Consider the following 13640-nt stretch of genomic DNA (forward strand, 5'->3'; position numbering starts at 1 on the left):
TCAAGGGCATGTGATATGTCGAATCGCATGCCTATAGAGGACACATAATTGACGCTGACGAGGACGGGTAGATGATAGGGCGCCTCTTGCCGCCCGAGGCGGGTGCCGAACATACCCCCCCCAAGGGGTATGATGATTTCGACCTGCGCCTTGGAGATGTCATGCGCGGGGAACGGGCGACGTTGGGCAAGTCATTGCTCGACGTGCAGCGCGAATTGAAAATCAAGGCCTCGTTCATCGCGGCGATCGAGAATGCCGATATTTCGGCCTTCGAGACACCGGGATTCATCGCGGGCTACGTTCGGTCTTATTCCCGCTATCTCGGGCTCGACCCCGAGTGGGCGTTCGAGACGTTCTGCCGTGAGGCGAACTTCGTCTCTCCCTCGACCAAGGACAAGCTTGGAACTCCGCCGAGTTCGAAGGCGCCGGTCTATCGCAAGGATCCGGTGGTGAAATCAAAGGGGTATGATCCCTTTGCGGATCCGCGCTTCGCCTTTGCACCGCGCAGTTCCAGCCCCTTCTCCAACCTCGAACCGCGGGCAATCGGCTCGACGCTGGTGTTGCTTGCGCTGATCGCGGCGGTCAGCTATGGCGGCTGGTCGGTGCTTCAGCAGGTGCAGCGGGTCCAGGTGTCGCCGGTGGAACAGGTGCCGCTTGCCATAGCTGCCATCGATCCGCTAGCGGATGTGCGTGGCGTTGCCGATCACGGCGATATCGGCATGGCCGAGAGCGATTCGGCGCAATCCAATCCGCTGGAGCGGCTGTATCGGCCGCAACCTCTCGATGCGCCGGTAATGGTTCCGCGCGACGGGCCGATTGCGGCGCTCGATCCGCGAATGACCGGTGCGCTGGCCCCTTCGGCGCTGCCCGATTTCGACGGGTCGCGGAACGAGTCTTTCGCGCAGACGGGCACTGCCGCATCTGGTTCGGACGAACAGGGGCTGAACCAGGCCGACGCCATAATCGCGGCCCTGGCCGAGGCGGCCGCGGGCCCCAAGGTCACCGTCGATGCCCCCGAGGTCGTGTTGATGGCGGTGCGTCCGGCCTGGGTGCGGATCCGCGCTGGCAACGGCACGGTCCTGCTGGAGAAAATCCTCAATCCCGGCGACACGTGGGTCGTGCCGCAGACCGAAACGCCCCCGATTCTGCGCACCGGTGCCGCTGGCGCGATCTATTTCGCCGTGAACGGCCAGACCTATGGCCCGGCCGGAGCCCACGGCGCCGTGGTCGACAAGATCGCGCTGAACCCGGTCGCCCTGACCGAAAAGTTCGCCATGGCCGATCCTGCCTCGGGCGAGGACGCCCGCAAGGCCGTCGCTGTGGCAGAGGCCATGTTGGCCCCGGAACCCCAGCCCTCGACACTCAAGACCGAATGATGCGGTGCGGCATGGGCACGCGGCGTCCTGCGTTGCCCAGACGACCCGACCGGACTAGATAGGGGCAAGAACAGCTCCCGGAGGTCTCGATGTCGATCAATCATGTGCGCCCGTGGCGGAACATCTATCGCCGCCAGAGCCGCCAGATTTCTGTCGGGTCGGTCAAGGTGGGCGGCGATGCGCCGATCTCGGTCCAGACCATGACCAACACGCTGACCACCGACGTGGCGGCGACCATTGCCCAGGTTCAGGCCGCGGCCGATGCCGGCGCCGACATCGTGCGGGTCTCGACCCCGGACGAGGCAAGCACCCGGGCGCTGCGCGAGATTGTCGCCGAAAGCCCGGTGCCCATCGTCGCGGATATCCACTTTCACTACAAACGCGCCATCGAGGCGGCCGAAAGCGGCGCTGCCTGCCTGCGGATCAACCCCGGCAATATCGGCGATGCGACGCGGGTGCGCGAGGTCATTGCGGCGGCAAAGGATCACGGCTGTTCGATCCGGATCGGCGTCAATGCCGGCAGCCTGGAAAGGCACCTGCTGGAAAAATACGGCGAGCCATGCCCCGACGCGATGGTCGAAAGCGGCATGGACCACATCCGTATCCTGCAGGACCATGATTTCCACGAGTTCAAGATCTCGGTGAAGGCCAGCGACGTGTTCATGGCCGCCGCCGCCTATCAGCAACTGGCCGAGCAGACCGACGCCCCCATTCACCTCGGCATCACCGAGGCGGGCGGGTTGGTGTCGGGCACCGTCAAGTCGGCCATCGGCCTGGGCAACCTGCTGTGGATGGGGATCGGCGACACGCTGCGGGTCAGTCTGTCGGCCGATCCTGTCGAAGAGGTCAAGGTCGGCTTCGAGGTCTTGAAATCGCTCGGCCTGCGGCACCGCGGTGTCAACATCATCTCGTGCCCGTCCTGCGCGCGTCAGGGCTTTGACGTGATCCGGACCGTCGAGATTCTGGAAAAGCGGCTCGAGCACATCAAGACCCCGATGAGCCTGTCGATCATCGGTTGTGTGGTGAACGGTCCCGGCGAGGCGCTGATGACCGATGTCGGGTTTACCGGCGGCGGGGCAGGGAACGGCATGATCTATCTTGCCGGCAAACAAAGCCACAAGATGTCGAATGACGGCATGGTCGATCACATCGTCGAACTGGTCGAGAAGAAGGCGGCCGAAATCGAAGCCGCCGAGGCCGAGGCGACCGAGCCGCAGGCAGCCGAGTGACCGCACACGGGCGGCCGCAGCGGTTTGCCCAGTAACGCAGTAATCCACTACTTAATCGCTGGTTGAGACCACACCGGGGCAAATTCGCCCCGGTTCGTCGCGCAGACCTCCGGCATGGCGCCGATCAATGTCCGCTCAGCACCAGCGTCTGAACCGGCAGCAGCAGCGCCTGAATCCGCAGGATCAGCGCATGGACCAGCCCGACGGTGTCGACCATGTGCAGGAACAGCCATGTGCCCAACGGCAGATCCTCGGTCGCCAGCCGTTCGTGGTTCGAGGTATAGACGTTGGCGATGCACTTGCTGCCGCGCGGGATACCATCGGCACCGCCCTTGAACAGCGGCGCCATGCGAACGCTGACGGTCCCGGGACGGGCACGGTCCTGGACGTCGATGATCTGGTCGGACGGGCGGAACTGGCCCGAGGGCAGGAAATCCTGCACCCAGTTGACCTGCATCGGAATGATCTTGAACGGCATCGACAGGCAGGTCATCTCGCCGATCATGCCGACCTTGAGCACCTGCGCCGAAATCTGGTTGAACCCGGCAAGGAACTGCTCGGCGCCGACCTCGCGCGGCACCAGAATGCCGGCCGGCCGCAGAATGGGGTTGACCAGATCGCCCGGCTGCAGCGCGAACTGCTGCACTTCACCCTGGATGCTGGCATAGACCACCGATTTCTGCACCGCGACCTCGGCCTCGCGCAGGGCTGCATTGGCGCTGGCGATCTGGGCTGGCAGCAGCACGCTTTTGCGGGTCTCGACCGACAGCAGGTTCGCCTGCGCGGAATCGAGCGCGCCCTGCCGCCCGGCGACAACGTTTGCCAGCCGGTCGACTTCGCGCTGACTGGCGGCGCCGCTGCCACGGGCCAGCAATTCCTGCTGTACAGCCAGTTCTTCCTGCGCCTGCTTGACGCTGAACGCCGCCTGATCGACGGCGCCCTTCGAGGCGGCAAGTTCAGCCTCGACCATCGAGAATTCGGCCTCGGTTTCGGCAACGCGGGCGCGGGCACTGTCGACCGCGGCCCGCTGCGTGTCGTCCTCGAGGCTGAAAATCGGATCGCCTGCCTGCAATATCTGGTTGTTGGTGACGAAGACCTCCTTCACCCGGCCCGGCCGCTCCGAAAGTATCGTGACGGTGCGGAAATAGGACGACACGTCGGTGGAGGACGGGTGGTAGTAGAAGACCACCGTGATCAGCGAGATGGTCAGCAGCAGACAGGCGGTCAGACCATAGCGCAACTCGTACCAGACCGAGAACAGGGTGATCTCGTGTCCGATCCGCCTGCCCTGGGCGAACCGGCGATAGAGATAGTCGGGCAGCACCGTCAGCGTGGCGCAGAACAGCAGTTCCAGCATGGCTCAGACCTCGTCGCTTTCAGGCTTCGGTTCGCCCTCGGGGTCGGCCGACCGGGCAAGGCGCGCAAGCGAACTGGCGATCGACTGGACCGGTGCAAGGAAGTCGGGAAGCTGGATCGCGGCCAGCAGCAACGCCAAGATCCAGAAAATGGCGTTGTGGGTGAACAGCGCCAGCAGCGCCAAGATCGCCACTAGCTGGTATTGGCCGCGGTGGCTGTCATGGGCCATCTGTTCGGGCAGCGCGTGCAGCCGGAAATAGATCAGCCCGATGCCAAAGATCAACGCCACCACGAAGACCGCGACCACAACGAAAAGCACGTCGGTCTGGCCCGGCTGCGTGATGAAGCTTGGCAGGCTGACCTCGTGCCCTGCGACGACAGCGTCGGCCATGATCTCACTCTCCTGAAGAACACTTCCGTCACTTTAGGGCAGGCGGCCTGACCTCGCCATAGCCCACCAAGGGGCGTGGCGCTCAGCCGCCCTGGCGCAGGCTCGCAACCAGATCCTGCATGCCGGCAAGCGGCATGTAGCCCCGCAGCATGTCGTCGCCCACCACGAAGGTCGGCGTGCCCGAGATCTGCAGCCGCTGACCGAGGGCGTGGTTCTGCCCGATCACGGCGTCGACCTCGGGGGCGTTCATCCCGTCGATGATGGTATCGGCGTCAAGCCCGAGATCGCCGGCGATTGCCCGGATGGCATTGGTGTCGGCGTTGCCGCGCAGGGTGATCAGCGCGTCGTGCATCGATTTGTAGGCGTCGTCCCCGAACGCGAGACGGGTTGCGATGGCCGCCCGCGACGAGAACACGGATTGCTCGCCGAGGATCGGGAATTCCTTCAGGATCAGCCGGATGTTGCCGTCTTCGGTCACCAGCTTCTCGACCTCGGGGAACGCCTTGCGGCAATAGCCGCAGCGATAGTCGGTGAATTCGACGATGGTCACGTCGCCATCGGGATTGCCACCGACCCAGGAATCCGCGGACTCGAACAGGTCTGCGGCGTTGGCGGCAACCAGGGTGCGGTCATCGGCGGTTTGCGCGGCGGCCTGGCGTTGCTCCAGCACGCCGATCGCCTCCATCAGCACCTCGGGGTTCTCCATAAGATAGGCCCGGACCTCGGCGCGGAACGCGGCGCGTTCTGCATCGTTCATGTCGGTCAGGTCCTGTGCTGCGGCGGGCTGGGCAAGCGGCAGCAGAAGGGCGAGGGCAAAGGCGCCGGCGAGGCGCAGTCCATAAAGGCGAAAGGCGGTCATCAGCGGGATTTCCTTTTTGGTTGGCTCTTGGCAGCAAGCACGATGTCATCGGCGCGCCGCCAGGCGGGTGAGCCGCGGGGAACCAGCCCCTGGGCGCGTTTGGCATGAACGGCCGCATCCTGCAACCGGCCGGACAGGGCATAGCGTTCGGCGGTCACGACCGAGGCCATGCCGTTTTGTCCCGCCCTTGCATAGGCGAGCCCGAGATCGCGCAGCATCGACGGGTTGAGCTGATCCCGGGCGCGGGATTTTTCCATAACCTCCAAAGCCTTGGCGTTCGAGGCCGGGGTATCCTCGGCCAGCAGCGCGCGGCCATAGCCGGCAAGCATCAGGGGATCGTTCGGGGCAAGCGCCACCGCCTCGGCATAGGCCGCGGAAGCAGCGCCGAATTGACGCGATTCGAGCAGGATCCAGGCCTTGAGTTCGCGGGCATAGACGTCGTCGGGACGCTTGGCGATCAGTTGCTCGGCAGCCTGCAGCGCGGCGCCGGTATCGTGCGCCTGCTGGTTGGCGACGGTCCTCGCCACAAGGGTCGCATCCGAAGTGTCGCCGGGCGAGATCCGGCGCAGCGTGGCGCCGGGTGCGCGAAGATAGGCCGCGAGCTTCGCCTGCGAGCGGTCGAACCAATAGGCGGTTTCCGGATCGCTCGGTTCGCCGCCACCATAGGCCGCCGCATAGCCGCGCGCGGATCGCAGCCGCTCGCTCGACAGCGGGTGGCTCAGCACATAGGGGTCCTGATGGGCCGAGGACAGCGCCTCCTGGCCGCTGAAGATGTCGAGCAGGTCGATCATCCCCTGCGGGTCGACCCCGGCGCGCGACAGGTAGCGCAGGCCCGACTGGTCGGCCGAGGCCTCCTCGGCGCGGGTATGTGCCAGGAAGGCGCGCTTGGCCGCACTTTGGGTGCCGATCGCGAGACCGGCGCCGGCGCTTGGGTTTTGGGTTGCGACCGCAGCGGCAAGCGCAAGCCCCACGGCGGCAGCCGTCCGCGCGTTCCGCATGTTCATCGGCCGGCTTGCCAGATGGCCATTGGCGATATGGGCGACCTCGTGGGCGATCACGCCCTGCAGCATTTCGGGACGCGTTATCTTCATCAGCAGGCCCGAATGGATCGCAATGGTCTGCGCATTCAGCACATAGGCGTTCAGGCTGCTGTCCTTGATGATCAGGATCCGCACGCTCGAAGGCGAGACCCCGGCCGCATTCAGCACCGGGCGGGCGACCTCGGACAGGGCATATTCGGCTTCGGCGTCGCGCAGGATGGTCTGCGCCCGCGCCGGCAAGCCGGCCACCAGCAGAAGGGCGGCGGCGCATGACACCTTTGCAAAGGCGCGCCAGCGACGTGCCGCCATTGACTGCCTCCCCTCCGGTTGAGATACGCCCGTCGTCGGGCAGGGCATGGTCGTCAGGATAAGGAGAAAGTGATGCGGGCATCAAGCCGGGGCGATGTCGATCCCTTCATCGTGATGGACGTGATGGAGGCCGCGCGCCGTGCCGAGGCATCGGGGCGGCACATCATTCACATGGAGGTCGGTCAGCCCGGAACGCCGGCACCGGCGGGGGCGCGGGCGGCGCTGGCCGCGGCGCTCGAGACCGATGCGCTCGGCTATACCGTGGCGCTGGGGCTGCCGGAACTCCGGTCGCGGATCGCCCGGCTCTACCGCGAGTGGTACGGGATCGAGCTGAACCCTGAGCGGGTGATCGTGACCCCCGGCTCGTCGGGGGCCTTCATCCTCGCGTTCACCGCGCTGTTCGAGGCTGGCGACCGGGTGGGGCTCGGTGCGCCCGGCTATCCATCCTATCGCCAGATCCTCAGGGCGCTCAGCCTGCAGCCCGTCGGCATCCGGACCGCGATGGAAAACCGGCTGCAGCCGGTGGCAGAACAGGTGCCCGATGACCTCGCCGGACTGATCGTCGCCTCGCCGGCCAACCCGTCGGGCACCATGCTGTCGCGCGGCGCGCTGACGGCGCTGATCGACCGCGCGGCCGAGATCGGCGCGGCCTTCGTGTCGGACGAGATCTATCACGGCATCCAGTACGAGGGGCGCGCGATCTCGGCGCTCGAGATCAGCGACGACGTCTGCGTGATCAACTCGTTCTCGAAATACTTCTCGATGACCGGCTGGCGGGTTGGCTGGATGGTGGTGCCCGAACCGGAGGTGCGCCGCTACGAGCGGCTGGCGCAGAACCTGTTCATCTGTCCGCCGCATGCAAGCCAGGTGGCCGCACTTGCGGCGATGGAATGCGAGGCCGAGCTGCAGGGCAACCTCGCGGTCTATGCCGAAAACCGCCGGCTGATGCTGGAGGGTCTGCCGAAGGCGGGATTCACCCGCATCGCACCGCCCGACGGCGCCTTCTATGTCTATGCCGATGTCGCGGATCTGACCACAGACAGCCGTGCCTTTGCAGCCGAGATCCTCGATCGGGCGGGCGTCGCGGTGACGCCGGGGCTCGACTTCGACCCGGATCGGGGGCTTGGTACGCTGCGGTTTTCCTATGCCAGGTCGAGTGCCGATATCGCCGAGGGGCTGGACCGGCTGGCAGCCTTCATGAACCGTCGCTGACAGACGCCCGCGCCAGCCAGACCGTATGACCGTTGCAGTCGGGATCCTCGGGGACAAAATCGACAACGGCAAAGCCGTTGTCATGCAGCAGCGCGCGATACTGCTCTGGCGCGAGACTTGCGTGATAGATGGGGGCGCCCGCGACGGTTCCGAAGGCCTCGCCCGCCGCGGGACCCGATGTGAACATCAAAGCGGCCCCAGGTGCGGCATGGGCCGCAAAGACCGGGAACATGCCCACCTGATCCTCGGCAGACAGGTGGAAAAAGCTGTTCCAGGCCAGGATCGCATCGAACCGCTGTCCAAGGGACAGACCGCGCATGTCGGCATGGTGACAGGTGTGGCCGGGCAGGTTCGCCCGAAACAGCGCGCACATCGCGGCCGCACCGTCGACGCCGGTGACGCTGGCACCCTGACCTGCCAGCCAGACCGAAATTGGCCGCCCCGCGCCGCAGCCGAGGTCGAGCACCCTGAGCCCGGGCGCCGTGCGCATCAGGCGTTCGAGCCAGCGGCGTTCGAAAAGGCTCTGGCCGCGTTCGTTTACCCATGCCGGCCCGACCCGCTGATAGGTTGTCAGGACGTCGTCGGGGCCGGTTGGTTTTGCCGTCATGGCACAGATCTAGCGGCCCCGGGCGAACTCGCCAAGTGTGGCGGCGACGCCGCGGTCGAGCAAAGGTGATCGGGCGTCGGCGGCGTGCCGCTGCCGCGATGTTCGGTTGGTTTTGACCGTGTTCGGCGGCTGCCCTATAACCCCCCCCAATCACAGGCGGGACTTTTATGCTCAGGGCCATTCTCAGCTTCTTCGGAGGCCTCTTCGCGATCATCGTGACCGGATTGCTATTCGTGGCCTTCGTGGTCGGCGGCGTGATCTGGATGTACAACCGCGATCTGCCCGACCACGACGATCTGGTCAGCTATACGCCAAAGACGATCAGCCGGGTTTATTCCGGCGAGGGCCAGATCATCGACGAATTCGCGGTCGAACGGCGGCTGTTCGTGCCGGCCGACGACATTCCCGATCTGGTGAAGGAAGCCTTCATCTCGGCCGAGGACAAGCACTTCTATACCCATAAGGGCTATGACCTGATCGGGATCGCCGCGGCGGTGAAGGATGCGGCCCAGGGCGGGCGTCTGCGCGGCGCTTCGACCATCACCCAGCAGGTGATGAAGAACTTCCTGCTGTCCTCGGACCGCTCGATCGAACGCAAGATCAAGGAAATCCTGCTGGCCGCGCGGGTCGAACAGACGCTGAGCAAGGACAAGATCCTCGAACTCTATCTCAACGAGATCTTCCTTGGTGCCAATTCCTATGGCGTGGCGGCGGCGGCGCAGAGCTATTTCAACAAGTCGCTGACCGAACTGACCCCCGCCGAGGCGGCCTATCTGGCGGCGCTGCCGAAGGCACCGTCGAACTATCATCCGGTCTATAACCACGACGCAGCGATCGCCCGGCGCAACTATGTGCTGCGCGAGATGTATCAGAACCGCTATCTCGACCGCGAAACCTATCTGACCGAGGTCGAGGCGCCGCTTCTGACGGTGCAGGGCGGGCAGATTGACGGTTTCCGCCGGGCGCTGCCGCCGCGCGACTATTTCACCGACGAGATTCGCCGTCAGCTGTCGGGCGATTTCGGCGAGGACGAGTTCTTTGGCGGCGGCCTGTCGATCCGAGCCACGATAGACCCGGACCTGCAGCTTGCGGCGGCAAAGTCGCTGCAGACCGCGCTCGAAAGCTATGACCGCAGCCGTGGCCAGTGGCGTGGCACCAAATGGACGATTCCCGCCGAAAAGCTTGACGACGAGGCGGCATGGCGCGCGGCGCTGGCCGACAATATCGAGATCCCGCGCGACATCGAACTTGATGGCCACTGGTACCCGGCCGTGGTGCTGGCGGTGGGCGATCAGTCGCTGACGCTCGGGGTCGAAAGCATCGATGGAACCGTCAGCGTCCCGCGCGAGGACATCAAGTGGCTGCGCGGCGACTTCCGCAGCAACTTCAAACCCGGCGACGTGGTGCACGTGCGCCAGATGACCTCGGACGACGACGGCAGCTTCATCCGCTGGAGCCTGCGCCAGGTGCCGACGATCGAGGGCGCCTTCGTCGCGATGGATGTCCACAACGGCCGGGTTCTGGCGATGCAGGGCGGCTTTTCCTATCAGTCCTCGGTGTTCAACCGCGCCACCCAGGCGGATCGTCAGCCGGGCTCGTCCTTCAAGCCCTTCGTCTATGCCGCCGCGCTCGACTCGGGCTATACGCCCGCGACCATCGTGGTCGACGCCCCGATCGAGATCCGCAATGGCTCGGGGGTCTGGCGGCCGGAGAACTATTCGAAGAAGTTCTATGGCCCGACGCCGCTGCGCACCGGGATCGAACAGTCGCGGAACCTGATGACCGTGCGCCTTGCCCAGGCGGTCGGCATGGACATCGTTGCGAACTATGCCGAGAACTTCGGGATCTACGATCACATGGGCCTGTTCCTGCCGAACGCGCTCGGCGCGCAGGAGACGACGCTTTACAAGATGGTGTCGGGCTATTCGATGTTCGCAAATGGCGGCCAGCGGGTCGAACCGACGCTGGTCGACCGGGTGCAGGACCGCTGGGGCAAGACCGTCTATCGCCACGATCAGCGCGATTGCGTCGATTGCGAAAACCCGGTGCTGCCGCGCGGGGTCTCGCCCGAGATCGTTTCGGACCGCGAACAGGCAATTGATGCCATCACCGCCTATCAGATCACCTCGATGATGCGCGGCGTGGTCGAACGCGGCACCGCCCGCAGCGCGGTCGGCGGAGCCAATCTGGGCGTTCCGGTTGCCGGCAAGACCGGCACCAGCAACGACGCCAAGGATGCCTGGTTCGTCGGCTTCACCACGAACATCGCGGCCGGCTGCTATATCGGTTTCGATCAGCCGCGCCCGATGGGCGATCACGCGACCGGCGGTGTCATGTGCGGCCCGGTCTTTGCCCGTTTCATGAAAGAGGCGATTGCCAAATACGGCGGCGGCGAGTTCGACGTTCCGCCGGGCGGGCATTTCGTGAAGATCGACCGCTATAGCGGGGCGCGCCTCAATGACGACGCGACGGGGGCCAATGTGGTGGCCGAGTATTTCCGCGACAACCAGCAGGAGCTTGCCCTTGGCGGCACTGGCGTCGTGATCGACGGCGGCTTCAAGATGGGCGAGAACGTGCCCCTCTATGCGCGGGGCGAGGACGCGGCAAGCGAGCCGCGGACAGTCACCACCTCGACCGGCAAGAAGGTAAAGATCGCGCCGAAGGCGAGCTTTGGCACGCTGAGTTCGGGTGGTCTTTATTGATCCCGGGTGCGACGGCGCGGCCCTCCGACGGCTGTGTGGGAAAGACGAGCAAGGATATTCGATGACCGATGATCCCGTGGTGATCCGCCATCGCGATCTGGAACAGATTGCGATGACCACGCTCGAAGTTGGCCGGCGGTTGAGCGAGACCGGGGCCAAGACATCGGTGATCACCGTCGGCATCAAGAAGATCGCCGAGGGGCTGGGCGCCGAGCGGGTCTATACGAGGGTCGGCTATGCCTCGCTTGCCGTCACGGTCAGCCACGGCGCAAACACCATCACCCGGATGATCGAGGTCGGGCCGCACGGCGTCAACATGCGGCTGAACCAGAGACTCCGCCAGCTTTGCATCCGCGTCGAGAAAGGCGGGATGAGCGTCGAGGATGTCCGGGCCGAGCTGAAGCGCCTGAACGAAACAACGCCGCATCACCCGCGCGCCCTGATCGCGATCTCGGCCGGCATCGCCTGTGCTGCCTTCGGCCGGTTGCTGGGGGTCGATTGGGCGGCGATCCTGCCGATTCTGGTGGCCAGCACCATCGGCCAGTGGATCCGGGTGTCGCTGATCCGGCGCGGCACCAACGCCTTCGTTCTGACCGCCATCGTCGCCTTCATTGCGGCGGGCCTTGCCGGGGTTGCGGCGGATCTTGCCGGCAGCCAAATGGTTCAGATGGCGATGACCTCGGCGGTGCTGATGCTGGTGCCCGGGGTTCCCGCGATGAACGCCCAGACCGATATCATGGAGGGCTATCCCACCATGGGCAGCGCCCGGTTCGTCAGTGTCGGCATGATCCTGATGTTCATAACTGTCGGGATCGGCGCGGCACAGATGCTGGTCCCCGGCATCGTCGACGGCGTGGCGGGACCGGGGCGTGGCCTGGTGCATCAGGCGGTGTTTGGCGCCGTTGCGGCGGCGGGGTTTGGCGTTCTGTTCAACTTCAGCCCGCGCAAGCTGGCCTGGGCGGCAGTCTCTGGCGCGCTGGCTCTGGCGGTGCGTTCGGCCGGGCTGGGGCTTGGCTGGAACCTCGAGGCCTCGTCCTTCGTCGCGGCCGCCACGGTCGCACTGGCGGTCGAACTGCCGCGCGCGGGACGCTACCGGATCCGGCGGCCGCGCAGCGTGGTGGCGATCGCAGGCTGTATCCCGATGATCCCGGGCGGGGCGGCGACCTCCGCGATCATCGGATTGCTCGAACTGACAGCACAGCACCCGGTCGACGCGGCGGCCAGCCTGCAGGTCGCGGTCAGTTCGGGGCTGCGCGTGGTCTTCACCATCGGTGCAATCGGCGCCGGACTGACCATGGTGCGCTCGTTGATGCCACATTCGGAATTTCCCTGATCCCTGGATAGTGGCTGTGATCGGCGGCATGCGCGGCGCCCGGGGTCGCTTGCCCCCGTTTCCGGGCCGCGGTATGACGCGGGTCTGACAGGAGGAAGCGATGCGCGCCGAGACCCAGAACGTGATCGAGAAGATCAGGAAATCGCTGACCCTTCTGGGCCAGCGGCTGAACCTCGAGACGGTCGAGCACCGGATGGAGGAATTCAACGTGCGTGTCGAGGACCCCAGCCTGTGGGACGATCCGGCCGCGGCGCAAAAGCTGATGCGCGACCGCCAGATGCTGGTCGAGGCGCTTGGCAATTATCGCGAGATCGAACGCGAACTGAACGACCAGATCGAGCTGATCGAGCTGGGCGAGATGGAAGAGGACGACGAGGTCGTGGCCGAGGCCGAGGCGGCGCTGAAGGCGCTGGCCGGGACGGCGGCGGCGAAGGAACTCGAGGCGTTGCTCGACGGCGAGGCGGACGGCAACGACACGTTCCTTGAAATCAACGCCGGCGCCGGTGGCACCGAGGCCTGCGACTGGGCGCAGATGCTGCAGCGGATGTATGTCCGCTGGGCGGAATCGCACGGCTACAAGGTCGAACTGCAGTCCGAGGAAGCCGGCGGCGAGGCTGGCATCAAGTCCGTGGCCTACAAGATCTCCGGCCCCAACGCCTATGGCTGGCTGAAATCCGAAAGCGGCGTTCATCGGCTGGTCCGGATCTCGCCCTTCGGCAAGGGCACGCGCGAGACCTCGTTCGCGTCGGTCTGGGTCTATCCGGTGGTCGACGACAATATCGAGATCGAGGTCAACCCGAGCGACATCCGGATCGACACCTATCGGTCCTCGGGCGCGGGCGGGCAGCACGTGAACACCACCGACTCGGCGGTGCGGATCACCCACATGCCGACCGGCATCGTGGTGACCAGTTCCGAGAAATCCCAGCACCAGAACCGCGACATTGCCATGAAGGCGCTGAAATCGCGGCTCTATCAGATGGAACTGGACAAGCGGAACCAGGCGATCAACGCCGCCCACGAGGCCAAGGGATCGGCCGGCTGGGGCAACCAGATCCGCTCCTACGTGCTGCAGCCCTACCAGATGGTGAAGGACCTGCGCACGAACCACGAGACCTCGGACACGGCCGGTGTCCTCGATGGCGATCTCGACGCGTTCATGGGGGCGACGCTTGCCATGGATGTCGCCGGCAAGAGCCGCAGCGAGGCACAGGCGGAGTGACGGG

The 13640-nt window shown here is 65.5% G+C and carries 11 protein-coding genes; 6 read left to right on the forward strand and 5 right to left on the reverse strand.

Annotation, left to right across the window (positions count from 1 at the left end; translation table 11 throughout):
* Nucleotides 1–71 precede the first annotated feature (71 nt).
* The gene (locus tag DQG17_RS00710; RefSeq protein WP_116130847.1) at nt 72–1376 is read left to right on the forward strand and encodes a helix-turn-helix domain-containing protein; all 1305 of its coding nucleotides are present in this window, start codon (nt 72–74) and stop codon (nt 1374–1376) included.
* 89 nt (nt 1377–1465) lie between these two features.
* On the forward strand, nt 1466–2605 hold the full coding sequence (ispG, locus tag DQG17_RS00715) for a flavodoxin-dependent (E)-4-hydroxy-3-methylbut-2-enyl-diphosphate synthase (RefSeq protein ID WP_116130848.1): 1140 nt from the start codon (nt 1466–1468) through the stop codon (nt 2603–2605).
* A gap of 124 nt (nt 2606–2729) precedes the next feature.
* Here ispG and DQG17_RS00720 read toward each other — a convergent pair whose 3' ends face one another.
* The 4 genes from DQG17_RS00720 to DQG17_RS00735 all read right to left on the reverse strand — a co-directional run bounded on the left by DQG17_RS00720 (nt 2730) and on the right by DQG17_RS00735 (nt 6560).
* Complete coding sequence (locus DQG17_RS00720; RefSeq protein WP_116130849.1) at nt 2730–3962, reverse strand: HlyD family secretion protein; 1233 nt, start codon at nt 3960–3962, stop codon at nt 2730–2732.
* Between the two features lie 3 nt (nt 3963–3965).
* Nucleotides 3966–4352 (reverse strand): hypothetical protein, encoded by a 387-nt coding sequence (locus DQG17_RS00725; RefSeq protein ID WP_116130850.1) that lies wholly within the window; start codon nt 4350–4352, stop codon nt 3966–3968.
* Between the two features lie 82 nt (nt 4353–4434).
* A complete protein-coding gene (locus tag DQG17_RS00730) occupies nt 4435–5211 on the reverse strand; it encodes a DsbA family protein (protein ID WP_116130851.1) in 777 nt (258 codons plus the stop codon).
* The gene (locus DQG17_RS00735) at nt 5211–6560 is read right to left on the reverse strand and encodes a M48 family metalloprotease (protein ID WP_116130852.1); all 1350 of its coding nucleotides are present in this window, start codon (nt 6558–6560) and stop codon (nt 5211–5213) included. Before DQG17_RS00735 ends, DQG17_RS00730 begins: the two co-directional genes overlap by 1 nt.
* 72 nt (nt 6561–6632) lie before the next feature.
* Here DQG17_RS00735 and DQG17_RS00740 point away from each other — a divergent pair, with 72 nt between their 5' ends.
* Nucleotides 6633–7772 (forward strand): pyridoxal phosphate-dependent aminotransferase, encoded by a 1140-nt coding sequence (locus DQG17_RS00740; protein ID WP_116130853.1) that lies wholly within the window; start codon nt 6633–6635, stop codon nt 7770–7772.
* Here the strand turns inward: DQG17_RS00740 and DQG17_RS00745 are convergent.
* On the reverse strand, nt 7756–8379 hold the full coding sequence (locus DQG17_RS00745; protein WP_116130854.1) for a trans-aconitate 2-methyltransferase: 624 nt from the start codon (nt 8377–8379) through the stop codon (nt 7756–7758). The two genes, DQG17_RS00740 and DQG17_RS00745, sit on opposite strands and share 17 nt — an antisense overlap.
* A 167-nt stretch (nt 8380–8546) precedes the next feature.
* Between DQG17_RS00745 and DQG17_RS00750 the strand changes: the two genes are divergently transcribed.
* From DQG17_RS00750 to prfB, 3 genes are all read left to right on the forward strand, one after another.
* Nucleotides 8547–11081, forward strand: coding sequence for a penicillin-binding protein 1A (locus DQG17_RS00750; protein WP_116130855.1), 2535 nt, complete (start codon nt 8547–8549; stop codon nt 11079–11081).
* Nucleotides 11082–11142: 61 nt separating this feature from the next.
* Nucleotides 11143–12414, forward strand: coding sequence for a threonine/serine exporter family protein (locus tag DQG17_RS21910; RefSeq protein WP_157973471.1), 1272 nt, complete (start codon nt 11143–11145; stop codon nt 12412–12414).
* A 100-nt stretch (nt 12415–12514) separates the two neighbouring features.
* Nucleotides 12515–13636 carry a peptide chain release factor 2 gene (gene prfB, locus DQG17_RS00760; RefSeq protein WP_116130856.1) on the forward strand — a complete coding sequence of 374 codons (1122 nt, stop codon included), beginning with the start codon at nt 12515–12517 and terminating at the stop codon, nt 13634–13636.
* Nucleotides 13637–13640: the final 4 nt, after the last annotated feature.

Origin of the sequence: Tropicimonas sp. IMCC34043 (assembly GCF_003390845.1) — a bacterium.
GTDB lineage: Bacteria > Pseudomonadota > Alphaproteobacteria > Rhodobacterales > Rhodobacteraceae > Tropicimonas.